Source organism: Cobetia sp. Dlab-2-AX, from assembly GCF_024124625.1.
Taxonomy (GTDB): domain Bacteria; phylum Pseudomonadota; class Gammaproteobacteria; order Pseudomonadales; family Halomonadaceae; genus Cobetia.
Window position 1 is genome coordinate 99,187 of the sequence record NZ_JAMXRV010000006.1, and the last position, 20,070, is coordinate 119,256.

Here is a 20,070-nt window from a genome sequence, read left to right on the forward strand (position 1 = left end):
TCAGCAGTAGCGCTGACGATCCTGCTCGGCTTCTGCAAAGCGATCGATCCACTGCACCAGGGCACCATCGCCGGTGACGTTGCACGCGGTGCCGAAGCTGTCCTGCGCCAGATAGAGCGCCATCATCAGGCCGACGGCGGCGGCATCGAAGCCCAGCAGGCTCTGCAATACCCCCACCGAGGTCACTGCGGCCCCGCCGGGCGAGCCGGGCGCGGCAATGATGGTCACGCCCAGTGCGGCGATGAACGGGAGCAGTGTGGTGAGCTCAGGCGTTGCCAATGAGGGAGTGACCAGCATCACGCCAATGGCGCACACGGTCAGCGTGATGGCACTGCCGCACATGTGGATGGTGGCCAGCAACGGCACCGCAAAGCTCGCCACGGACGGCGAGATGTGATTGAGGTGCATCTGGCGCACGGTGACCGGAATAGTGGCCGCGGAAGACATGGTCCCGGCCGCAGTGAAGTAGGCGGGCAGCATGTGGGCCAGCGCCTTCATGGGCGAGCGTCCGGTACTGGTACCGCTGGTGACGTAGAGCAAGCTCAGCCACAGCCAGTGCAGGGTCAGCGCCAGCAGCAGGATCATGCCGAAGCTCTTGAGGGTATTGGCCACCGTGCCCGCGATCGTCATCTCGCAGAACAGGCCGGCGATATAGAACGGCAGGGCAGGAATCAACGCCTTGGCGATGAAGCGCTCGACGATGTCCCGCCCACCGTCGGCCAGCTGACGCATGCCGTCATGCTCGGTGGCGGAAATGCCGATGCCGAACAGGAAGGCCGTCACCAGCGCGGTGCTGATATCGGTAAGTGGCGGAATATCCAGCGTGAAGTAGGGGCTCAAGTGCTTGATGGCATGACTGACCGGCAGCTGGTCCTGTTGCACGATATGCGGCACGACCTCCAGGCCAACGATGCCCGCCAACAGGCCTGCCAGCGTCGTCGAGGCATAGGCCAGCACGATGGTCAGGGTCAGCAGACGGCCCGAGGAGCGCTCGAGACGTGCGATCCCGCTCATGATGAAGAACAGGATGATCAGCGGAATGGCGTATTCCAGCAGCTCACCGAACAGTACCTTGAAGGTCAGCAGGGCGCGGATCAGGGATTCAGGAGCCCATTGTCCCAGCAGTATGCCAGCCACGATGCCGAGCACCAGGCGAAAAATCAGGTTCATTATCAGGCCAGTAGAGTCTTGAACGTAGGATGGGCGCGCAGTCTACCATTCTCCCTGAATCGTGACAGTGATCCGTGTCATCCTTCACTCCATCATCCCGTATACCGTTATCGTTTTTAATGCTCTAAATTTGACTACCCAAAACGCATACGGTCGTAGTCAGGGCTCAGGGCTTCCCACCGGATCTGAGGGTGGGAAGGCAAGCAAGGGTGGAAGAAGCAAAAAGAGGCAAGAAATGCCCCAAGGACAAGGCAACCAGGGAGGGGAATGCGTGGTGGTGCCTGAGTGGCAGTCAAGCCCGCCAGTTCAATGCCCGCCAGTTCAATGCAGGTAGCTCAGTACAGATAGCTCAGTGCGCTTCGCTCTGCACCTCGGCCTGCGCTTGTGGCTTGGGCAGCCCGCTCCAGGCCTCCAGTTGCTGACTGACACGGCGAGCCAACCAGGAGCTCAGTCGCCCACGGCGCCATTCGACGAAGCCGACGTGCCCACCGCGCTCACTGAGCTCGATACGCACGGCCTCGGAGGGTTGGTGGAAGCGTGCGAACAGGTCGCGTGGCATGAAGGGATCATCCAGTGATTGCAGAATCAACGTCGGCAGTTCGATCTCGCTCAGCAGACGGCCCGCCGAGGAGCGCGTGTAGTAATCACTCGCCGAAGTGAAGCCATGCAGGGGCGCGGTGACTTCGTTGTCATAGGCCCAGAAACTGTTCAGCTGGGTCAACTGATGCGCTCCGATCGAGATGGGTAGCGGGCCATTGGCAAGCTTCGCCGCCACCTTGGCCTTCAGGCCCTTGAGCAGATGGCGCTGGTAAAGGCGTGAGAAGCCGTGATTGAGCACATCCGCGCTGGCCGCCAGATCCAGCGGGGCGCTGATGGCGATCGCGCCAGCCAGGTCCAGGCCATCACCGCCTTGTTCAGCCACCAGCTTGAGCAGCATGTTGGCGCCCAGCGATACGCCACAGGCGACCTTGATGGCGTGCGGATAGCGTCGCCCGAGCTCGCCGAGCACCCAATAGGCGTCTGCGGTATCCCCGCTGTGATAGGCGCGTGGCAGGCGGTTGGGAGATTGCCCGCAGCCACGGAAATGCATCATCACCGGTCGCCAGCCCATTCGAGCGGCCGCGTTGAGCAGCTCACGGGCGTAGGGCGAGCTCAAGTCACCCTCAAGGCCATGAAACAGCACGAACAGAGGCGCATCCTCGCTCAGGGCCGTCGTACGCTCACGCTTTTCATGACCGTCACTGATGACCCAGGCGAGCTCGACGAAGTCACCATCGGGAAGATTGAGAATCTCGGTGCGACGACTCAGGGGCGCGCGGGGCAGTAGGCGGGGCAACAAGGTCTGGACATGGCGATTGCGCAGGCCAAGGGCAGGGCGAAACTCTGACGTGAAGATGGAGTGCGGCATGTGAGGTAGCTCCAGTGGCAGGCCTGGGCGATGACGTTGGTGATCGGGTGATGGGCATGCCCTTGATGGCGGTGGCCTGCAGCAAGATCTGACAGGAATTTCTACACGGATGTCGTTGGCATCATTTCACTTGGCGACGCCAATCGCTAGTCGCAGTGCAGCATACGCATCGACGCCAATGGGGCTAGCTCGCCCTGGATCACATTCCCGGCCTGGCGCTCGAATACTCAGCCTTGGGTCACGCGACAAAAAGCCGCCATCGGCACAGGACCCATGGCGGCGTGAGGCAGACGTGACCGCAAGTGTTACAGCGAGGGGCCGACGGCGTCGTGACAGGCCTGATTACAGACCTGTCGCCGGGCTGCGTGTCAGATTGAGGGCACCGTCTGCGGTGATGACCAGATTGTCCTCGATACGCACACCACCATGCGGAGCCAAAGCCTCGACCAGCTTCCAGTCGATATGCTCACCGCGTGCATCGTTGCGCAGCGGCTCCAGCAACATGGGGATGATATAGCAACCCGGTTCGATGGTGATGGCCATGCCGGCCTCCAGCACACGCGTCAGGCGCAGCATCGGGTGACCTTGCGGCGGATGACGGATATCGCCGGTGGTGTGATCAGGAATGCGGCCCGCCACATCATGGACCTGCAGCCCCAGGAGGTGCCCGAGACCATGCGGACAGAAGGCTGCCGTGATCCCTTGTGCAACCTGATCTTCGGCGGGCAGCGACACCACGCCCAGCTCCCGCAGCAGCTCACCCAGCTCGCGATGCATCTCAAGATGCAGATCGACGTAGTCCACGCCGGGTGCGAGCCTTGCGATCAGACGCTTCTGCAGCGCCTCCACACCCTCGATCAGGGCGCGATACAGCGGCAGCGCATCGTCGCCCGCCCAGCTGCGCGTGATGTCAGAGGCATAGCCGTGCACGCTGGCGCCGGCATCCACCAGCAGGCTGTGACGGGCAGCAGGAGCCTGCAAACCATAATGCTGGTAATGCAGAACCGCGGCATGCGCATTGAGACCCACGATATTGCCGTAAGGCACATCCGATTCCCGTTGGCGAGACGCGCCAAGATAGGCCAACTGGATATCGAGCTCCGCACCGCCTTCCATGAAGGTACGTCGGGCAGCCAGATGGCCACGCGCGGCGCGCAGGCTGGCTTCTTCAAGACAGGCGATCTCGAATTCGCTCTTGCAGACGCGCCCCTCGTCGAGCTGGCGCACCAGGCCGAACGGGTTGGGCAGTGCCTCAAATTCGCTGACCACCTGCGGGTTGAGCTCGGCGATTTCACCCAGCAGCGCCACGCGGCCCTCGGGACGCTGTGGCAGTGTCGGCTTGCGCAGATGGACGATCTCGAAATGCTCGGCCCATGGCGCAGTGTCCGGCGTCGGCAGGCTGGGTGACAGATGCCAGAAGTCATCGGGGGCATAGAGATAAAGCGTCGGACGCTCACCCGGGCGGATCACCAGCCAGCTATCGCTGAGACCCGCCATCGGCACCCAATGCAGAAAATGGGCATGCGACTTGAAGCTGGCGTCCTGATCATCGGCGAAATGCCGCTTCGGCTTGCCACTGTGCAGGACGATGGCGTCCAGATCGTGCTGCTGCATGGCGACTTCGTAGCCTGTTTGCAGCGCCGCCAGATGGGCGCGGTGTGCCGCGGCGTGGGTGATGGTCGGGTCGTTGAGCTGGCTGTCGGACATCATGTTTCCTTGCAAACGGTCGTCACGCCTGGCATGGAGAAGTGAGCGTCAATGGCGTGAGGTGATGGAGAATGAAAGAAGGGGAGGCAAGAGCGTCGCTGAATCAGCGTCTGCGCCCCTCCTGCCCGGATGACTCACGAGAAATGGGCTTCCAGCTGGTGCCAGAGTTCACTGACACTGTCGTGGCGCGGCACGCGCGGGCGATACAGGCGAATATGCAGGCCAAGATTCCAGCGCGAGTCACCGGCACGCACCAGCTTGCCGCAGGCGATTTCTTCTGAGGCCAGTCGCTGCGGCAACCAGCCGATGCCATAGCCCTGCAACACCAGCGCCTTGATGTTGGCCGCCTGGATATTCTCGTTCATGGTGACCAGGTGCGCCTGAATCGGGACCTGAGCGAGATGCGCCATCAGCGAGGTGGCGACGACGGCGCGCGGATGCGGGCTGATGAACGGCAGCGGATTGCGCCGTGTGCCCGGCAACTGATGGCGGGGGTTACCATCCGCGCCGGGCGCACACAGCGGAATGAAGGTTTCTTCGCCGACTACCAGGTATTGGTAGCTGTCCAGCTCAAAGCCCAGGTCCACCCGTGCCTGGGGCCAATAGCACAGCGCCAGATCACATTCGCCGCGATCCAGGCCGTGGAAATAGTCGGCCGCCAGCCAGCCGGTGGCACGCAGATAGGGCAGCACCTGTTCACGCAGCTGAAGCTGATCGAGCCAATCAGGCAGGAAGTGCGACACCAGAGACTGCGGTGCCCCCAGCGATATCTTGCTGGCTTGCTGCTGGGCCATGTCCTGCAGGCGTTCGCGTGTGATGCGCACGCGCTCGGTGATCTGCTCGCACAGCTGGAGAAACTCGTCTCCGGCGGGAGTGAGCGACAGCGGCAGGGTCTGACGATTGATCAAGGTGGTGCCCATCTCCTCTTCCAGCAACTTGATGCGGCGGGAAAAGGTGGGCTGAGAGACATTCTGTGCATCGGCAGCCCGCGAGAAATGTCGGGTCTGAGCCAGAACGATGAAATCTTCGAGCCAGCGAATTTCCATGTAATCGGAGTGCCTCGTCGGCCTGGGAACAGGCCATGTCAGGAGGTCGGGCGCACATCTCTTCGGACGTGTCACACCAGAGTATCTTGAGGATGCGTCATCGGGGCCCGGTGCCACGCTGAATCTTCTTCTATCATCGTGGGCAATGGCGTCAATTGACCTGTTGGTCAATCGCGGATGTGCGAAATCTTGCCCACACAAAACGCGAGATGCAATCGTCAATGAGGGCAAGACGCAAGGTTGCCGATGACAATGGCAACCTTGCGCGGTCTTTCCTTGCTTGGGGTCGGAAACACAATGATCGATGGCGCCCATCACATCGCCGTCACCACTTTCGTCACTGCCATCCCATCAGTCGATGCGGCCTTCTTCCACGGCGTGGCAGGCGACCTGACCGGTGTCCGTGGCGATCAGGCGCGGAATCTCCGTGCGGCAACGCTGATTGGCATGCGGACAACGGCCATGGAAGACACAGCCCGAAGGCAGATTGACCGGCGTCGGCACCTCGCCCTCGAGGCGAATGTGATTGGGCTTGTCATCGTGCAGCCGCGGGATCGCCGACATCAATGCCTGGGTGTAGGGGTGACGCGGGCGGGCGAACAGTGAGCGGGTGTCCGCCAGCTCGCACAGCGTGCCCAGGTACATCACCGCGACGCGGGTGCCGAAGTGCTCGACCACGGCCAGGTCGTGGGTGATGAACAGATACGTCAGGTTGCGTTGCTCCTGCGCCTCCATCATCAGGTTGAGCACCTGCGCCTGGATCGACACGTCCAGCGCCGAGATCGGCTCATCGGCGACGATGAATTCCGGATCCACCGCCAGTGCGCGCGCGATCGAGATACGCTGACGCTGCCCGCCGGAGAATTCATGGGCGAAGCGCTTGCCCCAGTCGGGGTCAATGCCCACCGAGCGCATGACCTCCTCGATCTTGTCACGGATCTCGCCATCCTTGAGGTTCGGCTGATGGAAGCGCAGCGGCTCCTCCAGGGTCTGCTGGATGGTCATACGTGGATTCAGCGACGCATAGGGATTCTGGAAGATCATCTGCATGCGACGACGGTAGGGCAGCAGGTCCCGCGGGGCCATGTCATCGATGCGGGTACCGTCAAAACGGATCTCTCCACCGCTGGGCTTGAGAAGCCCCATCACGGTACGTGCGACCGTCGACTTGCCACAGCCGGATTCCCCGACCACGCACAGTGCCTCACCACGCTTGACATCCAGCGTGACGCCATTGATGGCGTGCACATATTCCTGCTTGCGACGCAGGCGTCCCTTCTCGAAGGTCAGCTGCTCGAGAAAGTCACCGGACAAGGAGAAGCGCTTCTCGAGATCACGGATTTCCACCAGGGTTTCGCCAAGCTCGGCGCTATCCACACGGGTGGTGGAAGCCTGGGAGGAGGACTGAGTGTCCTTCAGAATTGCCGCGCTCATGCGTTCACCTCCGTGCGGTGGCTGTCAGTGGGTGTGGTGCCATTGCCATTGGCATCGGTGATGATCGGGGTCCAGCGCTCGCCGGCTACCATGGCATCGACCATATGACAGGCCACCTTGCAGTTGCCGGAGTGGGCAAAGGCCGGCACCTTCTCGAGGCAGATATTCGCCGCGAAGTCACAGCGCGGATTGAAGGCGCAGCCGGCCGGAATCTTGGTCAGGGTCGGCATTGAGCCACGAATCTGGTTCAGACGGCTGCCCGGAGTGGCCATCTGGGGCAGGGCGTTGATCAGCCCCTGGGTGTAGGGGTGCTGAGCATCATTGATGATCTCGCGGGTCGGACCCTGTTCGATGACACGCCCGGCATACATCACCAGGGTGCGCTGGGTGACCTGGCTGACCACGCCCAGATCGTGGGTGATCAGGATCAGCCCGACGTTGTGCTTCTCGCACAGCAGCAGCAACAGCTCCATGATCTCGGCCTGGATGGTCACATCCAGTGCGGTGGTCGGCTCATCGGCGACGATGATGTCCGGGTCCAGCAGCAGCGCGATGGCGATGATGATGCGCTGTCGCATGCCACCGGACAGCTCATGGGGGTACTGATCCAGGCGCTTCTCCGGTGAGGGAATGAAGACCTGATTGAGCTTGTGCAGGGCGATGGCGCGCGCATCCTTGCGGGAGATGCGACGGTGCGCCTTCAGACACTCGATCATCTGCTCACCGATGGTCAACACCGGGTTGAGCGTCATCATCGGGTCCTGGAAGATCATCGAGATGCGGTTGCCGCGAATCGACTGCATCGCCTTGGGCTTGAGGGTGTTGAGCACTTCCCCATCGAACTTGATTTCGCCGCCGGCGATGTAGCCCGGCTTGGCGATCAGATTCAGGATGGTGAAGGCCGCGACCGACTTGCCGGCCCCCGACTCACCGACGATCCCCAGCCGCTCACCGCGTTCCAGGGTGAAACTGACGTCGCGCAGGGCGCGCACCTCACCGCCTCGCATGGCGAAGCGGACGTCGAGATTGTTGACTTCAAGTAGTGCCATTGTCTTGACTCCTCTCGGCTTCAGCCCTTGTAGAGACGCGGGTTCATGACGTCACGCAGCCAGTCGCCCAGCAGGTTGATGACCAGGACCAGCACGATCAGCACGCCACCGGGGATCAGAGTGATCCACCAGCTGCCCGACTGCAGGTAGTCGAAGCCGGACTTGATCAGTGACCCCAGCGACGGCTGGGTCTCCGGCATGCCGAGGCCGAGGAAGGACAGCGCCGCCTCCGAGATGATCGCGTTGGCGATCTGCACCGTGGAGATGACGAAGATCGGCGACAGGGTGTTGGGCAGGATGTGACGGAACATGATGCGACGGGAGCGGAAGCCCATCACCCGCGCGGCATCGACGTATTCCTTGTTCTTCTCCGCCAGCACCGAAGCGCGGACGGTACGCGCATACTGCGGCCATTCCGCCAGCCCGATGATCAGGATCAACAGGATCAGCGCGTAGTCCGAGAAGGCGGCGCCACCGAAGGTCGCCTTGATGATGGCACCCACCACGATGGCGACCATCAGGGTCGAGAACGACAGCTGGATATCGGCCATGCGCATCAGGAAGGCATCGATACGCCCGCCCAGATAGCCCGCCAGCAGCCCGAAGGTCACGCCGAGCAGCGCCTGCAGGATGACCGCGCCGAAGCCGATCAACAGTGACACGCGCGTGCCGTAGAGAATGGTGGAGAGCAGATCTCGCCCCTGGGCATCGGTGCCCAACAGGAACGCCGGATCACCGCCCGCCATCCACGCCGGCGGCAGCTCCGAGTTCATGATGTCGATACTGGCCAGGTCATAGGGGTCAGCCGGAGCGATCCACGGCGCGAGGAAGGCCCCGAGCACCATGGCGATGAACACCAGCAGACAGGCCTGAGCCATCCAGTCACGCTTGAAGCTGTAGACCAGATAGGACTCGCGGAAACGCTGCCAACGGCCGGGGACCACGATGGAGCTGGTCTTCGGGGTGACGGGCGCGTTGCTCGATTGGGTGTTGGACTGAGTGTTGGATTGGCTCATGCCGGTTTCCCCGCAAGCTTGACGGTGGGGTTGACCAGTCCGTAGATCAGATCGACGAGGGTGTTGGTGATCACGAAGATCACGCCGACCATCATCAGATAAGCCACGATCAGCGGGATGTCGGAGCGGGTGATGGCCTCGAGGAACATCAGGCCCATGCCCGGCCACTGGAAGACGGTCTCGGTCAGGATGGTGTAGGCCACCATGGTGCCGATCTGCACGCCGCCGACGGTGATCACCGGCAACATGGTGTTCTTCAGTGCGTGCAGGAAGTAGATACGCTTGAGGCCGATACCCTTGGCGCGCGCGAACTTGATGTAGTCCGACTGCAGCACTTCCATCATCTCGGCACGAATCAGGCGGATGAACAGCGGCAGCATGATCGAGGCCAGCGAGATGGCCGGCAGCACCAGGTGCCAGAGGCCGTCGGCGGTGAAGAAGCCGCTCGACCAGGTGCCCGCGACGTGCACCAGCTCACCACGTCCGTAGGAGGGCATGCCGCCATCGGTGGACAGCATGCCGTTCAGGACACTGCCCCAGGTGGTGTCGCTGGGGAACCAGTCCACCGTCACGCCGATCGCGAACAGCTGGATCAACACGATGGCGGTCAGGAAGACCGGCACCGAGATACCGATGATCGAGGTGCCCATGAACAGGCGGGACAGCCAGTTTCGTGGACGGATCGCTGCGAACACCCCGATGGGGGCAGACAGCAGGATGATGATCAGGCTCGAGGCCATCACCAGTTCCAGCGTAGCGGGCAGGTGCTTGAGAATCACCTCGGTCGCCGGCTGCTTGTAGAAATACGAGGTGCCGAGGTCCCCTTGCAGGGCATTGCCGGCAAAACGCAGATATTGGGTGATGAAGGGGTCGTTGAGGCCCATTTCATCGCGCATGACTTCACGCTGGGCTTCCGACACGGCCTGGCCGGTCATCTCGCGCAGCGGATCGCCCAGGTTGTCCTGGATGGCGAAGCTGATGATGCTGATCACGAACATGACCAGTACGGCGTGCATCAGGCGTTTGATCAGAAAGGCAATCATGGATCGCCACCTTCCTCGTGAACATCACGGTCTCGCGCGTGTCGGCCCTGGCCATGCTGACCGATCACGCTGGGTGTCAGGAATCCCGCCTGTCGCTGGCCTGTCATCGGGCACAGGCTCCCCAACCCATCACCGATAGGCGATAGTGAGGAAAACGACAGGCGGGGGTAAGTCGTCGCGTTCAGGTCAGCAGGGCAACCAGAGAACTCAGTGTCAGCGTTTCACGTGTTGACTGACTCCGTTGACTGTCTCTGGCTGCCTGCCATGCCTGACGCGAGGGGTGAGTGAGGAATCGATGGGGAGTGGGTGAGCTGAGAGCACGGAATCAGACCTTCACAGCCGCCTTCCACATCCCATCCATCTTGCCTGTCCCTTACTCACGCGGCGGGATCACTCCTGGTCGATGACCAGATCCCCCAGATACGGGAAGTTCATCACGTTGAGGACCGGCTCGATGTTGACGCCATCACGCGCGCCCCAGGCCAGGTTCTGCCAGTGCAGCGGCACGAAACCAGCATCGTCGTAGACGGCTTTCTCGGCGGCCTGCAGCATCTTGGCGCGCTTCTCGGTATCGGTCTCCAGGTTGGCCTCGGTGACCATCTTGTCGACGTCCGGGTTGCAGTAGTTGCCTGAGTTGTACTGGCCGACACCGCTGTCGGCGTCCGGGCAGAAGGTCAGGAATTCGAAGAAGTTGGCACTGTCTTCGGTATCCGAGTGCCAGCCGATCATCATCATGTCAGCCGCACGCGCATCGAACTCCGGCCAGTACTGGGCCTTGGGCAGGGTCTTCAGATCGACCTTGATATTGATCTTGGCCAGCATCGAGGCCACGGCCTGGGCGATCTTGGCATCGTTCACATAGCGGTTGTTGGGCGCCATCATGCTGATCTCGAAGCCATCCTCGTAGCCGGCTTCCTTCATCAGCTCTTTGGCCTTGGCCACGTCATAGCGCGGCGTCAGCTCAGGATTGTGGCCCTGATAGCCATCCGGTGACATCTGGGCGGCGGGCGTCGCGAAGCCTTTCATCAGCTTCTGGGCGATGCCTTCCTGATTGATGGCGTAGTTGACGGCTTGACGGACACGCTTGTCCTTGAAGGCCTCGACACGCTCCTGGTTCATCTGGAAGGTGATGATGCGGGTGCCGCCCATCTCGACCAGATGCACGCCGTCCTGCTTGCGAATGCGTTCGAGGTCGGTCGGCGGTACCGGCGCGATGAAGTCCATGTCGCCGGAGAGCAGCGCCGCGACACGCGTGGCGTTTTCCTTGATCGGCGTCAGCACGATGTCATCGACGTTACCCGGGGATTCGGTATCCCAGTAATCCTCGAAGCGCTCGAAACTGATCTTCACGCCTTGCTGACGGTCCGCAACCTTGTAGGGGCCCGTGCCGGACTCGTTGCGTGAGGCGAAAGTGTTGGCCGCCTTGGCGATCTCGTCCTTGGCCTTGCCGTCTTCGGTCTCACCGGTATAGAAGGCGCTGTCCATAGGGAAGATGTAGGTGGCTGCATTGAGCACCAGCGGGAAGGGCTTCTCGGTCACCAGGTCCACGGTGTAGTCATCGACAGCCTTGACGTCGGTGAACGGCGCGAAGATGGCCTTGAAGTCGGCACTCTTCTTGAGGCGCTCGATGGTCCAGACCACATCCTTGGCGGAGAAGTCATTGCCGGAGTGGAACTTGACGCCTTCGCGCAGGTGGAAGCGCATGGTGTTGTCATCGACACGCTCCCAGCTCTTGGCCAGGCGGCCATCGAAGCCGAGATCCTTGTTCCAGCGAATCAGCGGGTCGTAGACCATGTGCGACAGCTGCAGGGTGCCGCCGGAGAGCTGCTCGTGGATATCGAGGGTCACGGGGTCAGCGTCGTAGGCCATGCGCAGGGTGACGTCTTCGGCGGCCATTGCCGGAGCCGCCATGGCCAATGTCGCGCTGCCGATCAGCGCGCACAGGGTCTTCTTGTGGAAGAGGGTCTGGAAGGCATTCTGACGGGTCATGAGCTTCCCTTTGCTTGTGATGTTTGGTTGTTCTTGTGGCTCTCTTCGCGTTGTCCCTGTCAGGACATCACGCAAGGATGCGCTTTCACAGTAGTGAGGCTGGCTGCATGGAGACAATCGAAATGTTGAGTAGCCGGATTCAGGTGGTGAATAGCCTTTTCCTGACCACGCAACATCATCCAGGCTGGTGCAGGGCGCGAGATCGACGAAGCGACACACCGGATGTCATACGACAATGCCATCTCTCACCTCAATAACGCCGTGAGCTACGTGCGTCTCCTGTCGGGGAAATGCGGTTCGAATCAGCCCTATCACCTGCCGGGCAAGCCACCATGACACTGGCCTGCCTCGTTCACGCTGCAAGCCTTAATGACAATTAAACTCCTATAGAATCAACTATTTGAAGCAATATTGATGATCGAGGTCTGGGGGAATTCTCGGGCGCTGCATGGCCGTGGTGTGTATCAGTTCCGTCAGTCGACGGCGCCTGTTTGAGAGACCTTGCGTACGCTGAATACCGCCACCCAGACTTCAGGCCACCTGGCGATAAACAGACACCATCAGTGGCAGAAAAGACGCCAGGATGAGCAGTGATTTTTCAATGCGTGCAGTCTCTGCACTTGATTGGTGCGCATGGCGTACTGCGACCAAAGTTGCGCCTCAGAGGCCCTCCACGAAGGGCTGCAAGGTCGATACTGCGCTGTCAAATCCCCGAACGCTGCGCTGAAAACACGTGAAAGACTTTCCTGCGCGGATGATCGCGAGCCTTGATCCCATTCAATAGACGCCAAACCATAGAGTGATCAGAACATTGCAAGTCAGGTGGGCAGGCGCCTTGGCAGTCGCCGCTGACAAACACTCGCGACCAAGCACTGGCAAGGGGAGGAGCGTTTGAGGTAAGGCGGCTGAGGGCCAGTCTTGACAAGAGGGAGGCTGAAACGCGACGCGCCTCCCGAGTGGGAGGCGCGTTGGAGGCACTGCTGACGATGCTACCGGCACTCTGCGGCATCGGCAGCTGGATCAGGTCAGGCTGGCCTGCTCAGTCCTGCTGCGGCAAAGGCTCGATGCGGTCCACGCGATACAGCTGCGGGACCTGTGACAGATTGCTGATGGTGCAATCGAGGTTGTTCACGCGACCATCGGAAAGGCCGTAGACCCAGCCGTGCACTTCCAGCTTCTGACCGCGCTCCCAGGCACGCTGCAGGATCTTGGTTCTGGCCAGGTTCTGCACCTGAGAACGGACATTGAGTTCGCACATGCGGTCGACCTGCTCATCCAGCGGCAAGTCCTTGAGCTCGTCATAGTGCAGGTTGTAGAGCTCACGCAGGGTGTGAAGCCAGTAGTCGACCATGCCATTGTCACCGCCGGTGATCGAGGCACGCACGCCACCACAACCGTAATGGCCGACGATCATGATGTGCTCGACCTTCAGGACATCGACGGCGTACTGGATCACCGACAACGCGTTCATGTCGTTGTAGTGGATCAGGTTGGCGACATTGCGATGAACGAAGACTTCGCCGGGCGGCAGGTCGATGATCTGGTTGGCCGGTACGCGGGAATCCGAGCAGCCGATCCACAGAAAGTCAGGATTCTGCTGGTCCGAGAGGCGCTTGAAGAACTCAGGGTCGCGCTCGGTCATGGATTCAGCCCAGACCTTGTTTTGCTCAAGCAGCTTTTCGATATTGCTCATGGCAGGGAGACCACTTTTTCAAATGACGGGGGGCAGGGGATAGTTCTCACACAGAGGCGTTGACCGTGATGCCCCTCGGGCGGAGAGCCTCTTGGCTCAGGCCAACAGGCAGGCATTCACTTCAGCGTCAGGAAGACATCAGAGTGTTGATGCGACGAGCGACAGTGTTAAGAACAACAATGTTACGCGCCCGCGGAGCGCTTCGCCAATGACGGTACTTGCCCCTGTGCCAGCACGTTGTAACTTTTGTCTAACATGCTTGAGACATATTTACCGTGTCACAGGCCACAGGGTCAACCTGAAGGCCGAAACGCGGGTAACCGTGCCCAGCGACACGGGACTCCCGAGGCCGCACGAGTCCTGATACCATGTGGCCAATTCATCAAGGAGATTCCCGTGACCGATCAGACCCATCAGCCTGCGACAGGCCAGTTTGACTTCGACCTGTTCGTCATTGGTGCCGGCTCCGGCGGCGTTCGCGCTGCCCGTACCGCCGCCGCGACTGGCGCCCGCGTTGCCGTGGCAGAAGACCGCTACCTCGGCGGTACCTGTGTCAATGTCGGTTGCGTGCCCAAGAAGCTCTACTCCTACGCTGCCCACTACCATGACTCCTTCAAGGACAGCGCAGGCTTCGGTTGGGATCTGGGGGACGCCCCTCGCTTTGACTGGGCGACCCTGCGCGATCGCAAGACCGCCGAGATCTCTCGTCTGAACGGTATCTATCGCAATCTGCTCAACAATTCCGGCGCCACGCTGATCGAAGGCCGTGCCACCATCGCCGATGCCAATACCGTCGTCGTCAATGGCGAGCGCCACACCGCGGCCAAGATTCTGGTCGCCACCGGGGGCTGGCCGTTCCTGCCGGACTTCCCGGGTCGTGAACATGCGCTGGATTCCAACCGCATCTTCGATCTGGAAAGCTTCCCGAAGCGCTTCTTCGTCATCGGTGGTGGCTATATCGCCGTCGAGTTCGCCAGCATCTTCAATGGCCTGGGTGCCGAGACGCATCTGAGCTATCGCGGCGACCTGTTCCTGCGCGGCTTCGACAACGAAGTGCGCGAGTTCACGCGTGACGAGATGGCCAAGAAGGGCGTCAACCTGCACTTCAACACCACGGTCGAGTCCATCGACAAGCAAGGCGACGTCTACAGCGTGCGCCTGAGCGATGGCCAGGTGCTGGAAGTGGATTGCATCCTCGCCGCCACCGGTCGCAAGCCGAACATCGAAGGCCTGGGGCTCGAGAATGTCGATGTGGCGCTGAATGTCGATGGCACCGTGCGCGTCAACGAACGCTTCGAGACCACCACCCCGTCAATTCTCGCGCTGGGCGACATCATCGGTGGCCCGGAACTGACGCCGGTGGCGCTTGAAGAGGCCATGCACCTGGTGCGTGCGCACTTCGGCGACGGTGTCGTGGGTGGCCTGGACTATGACAGCATCGCGACAGCGGTATTCTGTCATCCGAACATCGGTACCGTCGGCCTCAGCGAAGAAGCCGCGCGTGAGAAGTTCGACAGCATCCGCGTCTACACCGCCGATTTCCGTCCGCTCAAGCACACTCTATCCGGCAGCGATGAACGCAGCCTGATGAAGCTGATCGTCGATGATGCCAGCGACAAGGTCGTCGGCGTGCACATGGTCGGTGATGAAGCCGGTGAGATCCTGCAGGGCATCGGCATCGCCGTGCGTGCCGGCCTGACCAAGGCCGACTTCGACCTGACCGTGGGCATTCACCCGACGGCAGCGGAAGAGTTCGTCACCATGCGCAGTGTCACGCGCACCTGACAAGCCAGTCGCCAAGACGGCTCAGCGAAAGGACTGAGCTTCGAAAAGACTGAACGTCGAAATAGAACATCGAAAACAGAACGCCCCACGGCCTTGCCGTGGGGCGTTTTTGCATGCGTCTTTGCCTGCACCCTGACGCGAATGGACTGCAAAAGGGGAGTCATGGTTACTGAGTAACGTTGCAGGTTACACGGTCTGCAGCAGCCACCACTTGAATCCGTGCTGACAGTTGCACGCCATGAGGAAGCGGCAATCCTCTAGTGGCCATCTACACGTCGTTACCTGCGCAGTTCACTGCCAACACCTACACCTTTCGTAGCACAAAGCATGACAAGCTGGTACTCGCGCACTTCAGCTATGCTAGTCTCAGTGCAGCGTTATGCACCTCAAATTACTGAAATATCAGCCATGTGGCAGTGGATAAGCCTGAAAATCGGCTTGTTTCACACGCGATAAAAGCAAGGGCCTGGCCGGTATCGAGGTGCATGACGGCAAGACCAATAACAAGCCAGCAAAGGGAGTTTCAACATGACCATGATCAAGAAGTCGCTGACAGCGGCGGTCGCGACCGCAGGTCTTGGCCTGATGGGGATCTCCGGAGGCGCCAGCGCCGCCGAGCAGACCTTCGTAACCATCGGCACCGGCGGTGTAACAGGCGTTTACTATCCGGCTGGTGGTGCAATCTGCCGCTTGGTCAACCGTGGCAAGGCCGAACATGGCATTCGCTGCAGCGTCGAATCCACGGGCGGTTCCGGCTACAACCTGAACAGCATCCGTACCGGCGAGCTGGACATGGGCGTTGCCCAGTCTGACGCGCATTACAATGCCTATGAAGGCAAGGGCGACTTCGAAGACTTCGGCCCGAACAAGGACCTGCGTTCACTGTTCTCCCTGCACCCGGAACCGTTCACTGTCGTCGCTCGCAAGGACAGCGGCGTGACCGAGTTCGATCAGCTGGAAGGCAAGCGCATGAACATCGGCAACCCAGGTTCCGGTCAGCGCTCGACCATCGACACTCTGCTGTCCTCGCAGGGCAAGGACACTAGCGTGTATTCCGTGGCCTCCGAACTCAAGGCTTCCGAGATGTCTTCTGCACTGTGTGACAACAAGATCGACGGTTACGTCTACGTCGTGGGTCACCCGTCCGGTTCCATCAAGGAAGCGACCACCACCTGTGACGCGAACATCGTCAATGTCACCGGCGACGCCGTCACCAAGCTGGTCGAAGAGAAGCCTTACTTCTCCGTCGCGACTATCCCGGGTGGCATGTACCGCGGCAACGATGACGACGTGACCACCTTCGGTGTCCGTGCCACCATCGTCTCCAGTACCGAAGTCGAAGACCGCGTCGCCTACGAAGTGGTCAAGGCCGTGTTCGACAACTTCGATCAGTTCCAGCGCCTGCACCCGGCGTTCCAGGTCCTGAAGAAGGAAGAGATGGTCAATGCTTCCCTTACGGCGCCGCTGCACGATGGCGCCAAGCAGTACTACAAGGAAGCTGGCCTGCTGAGCGAGTGATATGCCCTGAGCGCCTCGCCTGCGAGGCGCCGTGCATGAACGCTCACCCTGCGCTCAAGGACCCGAGCGCAGGGAGCACAGGGAATTACCGGAGACCGCACTCGTTGCGGTCTCCGTGCTTGTGGAAAGTCTGCATTCCCGGACGGCCACTCAGGTCGAGCAGGAAAGGGCCAAGCAGGAAAAGGCCAAGCAGGGAAAGCGCAGCAGAGACACCCGCCGTCATTGCGCAATAAAGACTTGCCTGCGAGTGGCAAGTGGCGTGACGGCAGCCGCAGCATGGACAGGCGTGACCAGGCAAGGTCTCACGCTCGTCACGAGCCTAGCTCACTGCCCGTTCAGGACATCGTTCAGGAAATTTACGCCCTGATCGGGTGAATCAATGGAAACATCTGTCAGGCCGGACATACTGAAGACGTAACCAGCTTGATAAGCATGTGGTTGAGCAGCGCCTTCTGGTCGAGCAAGAAGGTGAACTGTCAGCCATCGCCTGACTCGCGTACCGGATCACACAAAATGACCAAAACCCAAACTGCAGCAACGTCTCAGGCGCCAGACGCCGAGACGCATCATGATGCTGAAGTCCTCGAGATGCTGGAGTCGGAAACCGGCGGCCGTCATCCCGTGGGCTTCGTGGGCCGCCACTTCATGTGGCTGATTCCACTGGCATGGTCGTTGTTTCAGCTTTATCACGCCTCGCCGCTGTCACTGCTCAATTCCGACACCGCGCGCGCCGTACATCTCTGTTTTGCCATCTCGCTGGCCTTCGTGGCGTACCCGGCCTATAAGGGTGCCCCCGCCAACCGCATTCCTCTCTATGACTGGGCATTGGCGATATTCGCCGTGGCGGGTGTCGCCTATGTGCTGATCTTCAGTGATGAGCTGGCACGCCGCGCTGGCGCCTATACCACCGTGGACCTGGTGTTCTCGGGGATCGGCCTGGTCCTGCTGCTGGAAGCCACGCGTCGCGCACTCGGGCCGCCACTGGCGGTCGTCGCCAGCGTCTTTCTGCTCTACAGCCTGTTCGGCGCCTACATGCCCGATGTCATCGCGCATGCCGGGGCCAGCCTCAACAAGCTGCTCGGCCACCAGTGGCTGACCACGGAAGGGGTGTTCGGAGTCGCGCTCGGCGTTTCCACCGACTTCGTGTTCCTGTTCGTGCTGTTCGGTGCCTTGCTGGAGCGTGCAGGCGCCGGCAACTACTTCATCCGCATGGCCTTCTCCATGCTCGGCCATATGCGTGGCGGACCGGCCAAGGCCGCCGTCGTCGCCTCTGGCCTGTCCGGCATCATCTCCGGCTCCTCCATCGCCAACGTCGTCACCACCGGCACCTTCACCATCCCGCTGATGAAGAAGGTCGGGTTCCCGGCCACCAAGGCGGGCGCCGTGGAAGTGGCAGCGTCCACCAATGGCCAGCTGACGCCGCCGATCATGGGTGCCGCAGCCTTTCTGATGGTCGAATACGTCGGCATTCCTTACCTTGACGTCATCAAGCATGCCTTGCTGCCGGCATTGATCTCCTACATCGCTCTGATCTACATCGTGCACCTGGAAGCGTGCAAGGCCGGCATGGAAGGCCTCAAGCGCACCCAGAAGACCAACATGATCGCGACCTTGCTGACCTTCCTGACCGTCTTCATTGGCATGGGGATACTCACGCTGGTCGTCTACTACGGCATCGGCTGGATCAAGACCCTGGCGGGGGATGGCGCGGTCTGGATCGTGCTGCCGCTGCTGCTGGCCTCCTATGTGGCACTGATCGCCTATTCGGCACGCTTCCCGGAACTTGGGGAAGGCGACATCGATGAACTGCCGCCGGTCGGCCCGACCGTCAAGGTCGGTCTCTACTTCCTGCTGCCGGTCGTGGTACTGGTGTGGTGTCTGACCGTCGAACGCATGTCACCGGGGCTGTCGGCCTTCTGGGCCGTGTTGTTCATGATCTTCATCACCGTGACCCAGCGTCCGCTGGTGGCCATCTTCCGCAACCAAGGCAATGTCGGTGGCGCCGCGCAACAGGGTGGCGAAGACCTCTTCCATGGCCTGGTGATCGGCGCCAAGAACATGATCGGCATCGGCGTGGCCACCGCGGCGGCAGGTATCGTCGTGGGCACCGTGACCCTGACCGGGCTGGGCCTCAAGATGACCGCCTTCGTCGAGTTCATCTCGGCCGGCAATCTGATGCTGATCCTGCTCTTCACCGCCGTGATCAGCCTGATCCTGGGCATGGGCCTGCCGACGACTGCCAACTACATCGTCGTCTCGACCCTGATGGCACCGGTCATCGTCAATCTGGGCGCGGAAAACGGCCTGATCGTGCCACTGATCGCCGTGCACCTGTTCGTGTTCTACTTCGGGATATTGGCCGATGACACGCCACCGGTGGGGCTAGCCGCCTTCGCGGCGGCCGCGATTGCCAAGGCAGACCCGATCAAGACCGGTATCCAGGGTTTCACCTACGATATCCGCACCGCGATCCTGCCGTTCATGTTCATCTTCAATACCAACCTGTTGCTGATGAACATCGACAGCTACTGGCACCTGGCGATCACGGTGGCCTCGGCCGTCGCGGCGATGCTGGTCTTCGCGGCGGCGACGCAAGGCTACTGGCTGACGCGTACGCGCTGGTACGAGACCATCGGCCTGCTGCTGATCACCTTCACGCTGTTCCGTCCGGGCTACTGGTGGGACATGATCTATCCGCCCACCACCATGGCCGCGCCGCAGCAGATTGAAGCGCTGATCGCCGAAGCGCCGGTGGACAGCAAGCTGCCGATTCACGTCTCGGGCATCAACCTGGATGGCGACGAGGTCTCCAAGACCGTGTTGCTGCCGGTTTCTGACGCCGAGAGTGGCGAAGCCCGCCTGACCGATGTCGGCCTGACGCTGGATATCAGCGACGAGCAAGTGCTGGTCAGCATGATCGAGTACGGCAGCGTGGCACAGCAGGCCGGCATCGATTTCGACTTCACCATCGATGGCATCCAGCAGAAAGCTGAGCGTCCGCCGAAGGAAATCGCCATGCTGCCGGCACTGGCATTGCTGTGGCTGATCGGCTTCCTGCAGGTACGTCGACGCCGTCAGCAACCCGCCGTTGCCTGACGCCTAAGCGCTATCCGCTCGACAAGGTAGCGTTTGAGCACCAACCCTCACGGCCGATGCCGTGAGGGGATAAACAAAAGCCGCCCCCGAGATTCTCTGTGGGCGGCTTTTTCATG

Annotated in this window: 13 protein-coding genes; 3 read left to right on the top strand and 10 right to left on the bottom strand. The window is 61.1% G+C overall.

What is annotated here, in order from left to right; genetic code table 11:
* From NH396_RS11505 to can, 10 genes are all read right to left on the bottom strand, one after another.
* Positions 1 to 1,170, bottom strand: a complete 1,170-nt coding sequence (locus NH396_RS11505; RefSeq protein ID WP_253063768.1) for a dicarboxylate/amino acid:cation symporter — start codon at positions 1,168 to 1,170, stop codon at positions 1 to 3.
* Positions 1,171 to 1,519: 349 nt separating this feature from the next.
* Positions 1,520 to 2,578 (bottom strand): hydrolase, encoded by a 1,059-nt coding sequence (locus NH396_RS11510; protein ID WP_176677088.1) that lies wholly within the window; start codon positions 2,576 to 2,578, stop codon positions 1,520 to 1,522.
* Positions 2,579 to 2,920: 342 nt separating this feature from the next.
* The gene (gene pepQ, locus NH396_RS11515) at positions 2,921 to 4,285 is read right to left on the bottom strand and encodes a Xaa-Pro dipeptidase (RefSeq protein ID WP_253063770.1); all 1,365 of its coding nucleotides are present in this window, start codon (positions 4,283 to 4,285) and stop codon (positions 2,921 to 2,923) included.
* 134 nt (positions 4,286 to 4,419) lie between these two features.
* On the bottom strand, positions 4,420 to 5,331 hold the full coding sequence (locus NH396_RS11520; RefSeq protein ID WP_253063781.1) for a LysR family transcriptional regulator: 912 nt from the start codon (positions 5,329 to 5,331) through the stop codon (positions 4,420 to 4,422).
* Between the two features lie 351 nt (positions 5,332 to 5,682).
* Entirely contained in the window at positions 5,683 to 6,765 is a 1,083-nt protein-coding gene (locus NH396_RS11525; protein WP_253063783.1) for an oligopeptide/dipeptide ABC transporter ATP-binding protein, read from the bottom strand.
* Positions 6,762 to 7,814: an ABC transporter ATP-binding protein gene (locus NH396_RS11530; RefSeq protein WP_084589505.1), complete on the bottom strand. Its 1,053-nt coding sequence runs from the start codon at positions 7,812 to 7,814 to the stop codon at positions 6,762 to 6,764. The genes NH396_RS11525 and NH396_RS11530 overlap by 4 nt, the downstream gene beginning before the upstream one ends.
* A gap of 20 nt (positions 7,815 to 7,834) precedes the next feature.
* Positions 7,835 to 8,830 carry an ABC transporter permease gene (locus NH396_RS11535; RefSeq protein ID WP_176677093.1) on the bottom strand — a complete coding sequence of 332 codons (996 nt, stop codon included), beginning with the start codon at positions 8,828 to 8,830 and terminating at the stop codon, positions 7,835 to 7,837.
* Positions 8,827 to 9,873, bottom strand: coding sequence for an ABC transporter permease (locus tag NH396_RS11540; protein ID WP_175088773.1), 1,047 nt, complete (start codon positions 9,871 to 9,873; stop codon positions 8,827 to 8,829). The genes NH396_RS11535 and NH396_RS11540 overlap by 4 nt, the downstream gene beginning before the upstream one ends.
* Before the next feature lie 390 nt (positions 9,874 to 10,263).
* Positions 10,264 to 11,862 carry an ABC transporter substrate-binding protein gene (locus tag NH396_RS11545; protein ID WP_253063785.1) on the bottom strand — a complete coding sequence of 533 codons (1,599 nt, stop codon included), beginning with the start codon at positions 11,860 to 11,862 and terminating at the stop codon, positions 10,264 to 10,266.
* A gap of 1,039 nt (positions 11,863 to 12,901) precedes the next feature.
* On the bottom strand, positions 12,902 to 13,555 hold the full coding sequence (gene can / locus NH396_RS11550; protein ID WP_043334249.1) for a carbonate dehydratase: 654 nt from the start codon (positions 13,553 to 13,555) through the stop codon (positions 12,902 to 12,904).
* Positions 13,556 to 13,951: 396 nt separating this feature from the next.
* Here can and gorA point away from each other — a divergent pair, with 396 nt between their 5' ends.
* The 3 genes from gorA (at position 13,952) to NH396_RS11565 (ending at position 19,954) form a co-directional block, all read left to right on the top strand.
* Positions 13,952 to 15,340 (top strand): glutathione-disulfide reductase, encoded by a 1,389-nt coding sequence (gorA, locus tag NH396_RS11555; RefSeq protein ID WP_253063787.1) that lies wholly within the window; start codon positions 13,952 to 13,954, stop codon positions 15,338 to 15,340.
* Positions 15,341 to 15,868: 528 nt separating this feature from the next.
* Entirely contained in the window at positions 15,869 to 16,858 is a 990-nt protein-coding gene (locus NH396_RS11560) for a TAXI family TRAP transporter solute-binding subunit (protein WP_176677098.1), read from the top strand.
* A gap of 513 nt (positions 16,859 to 17,371) precedes the next feature.
* On the top strand, positions 17,372 to 19,954 hold the full coding sequence (locus NH396_RS11565) for a TRAP transporter permease (RefSeq protein WP_253063789.1): 2,583 nt from the start codon (positions 17,372 to 17,374) through the stop codon (positions 19,952 to 19,954).
* Positions 19,955 to 20,070: the final 116 nt, after the last annotated feature.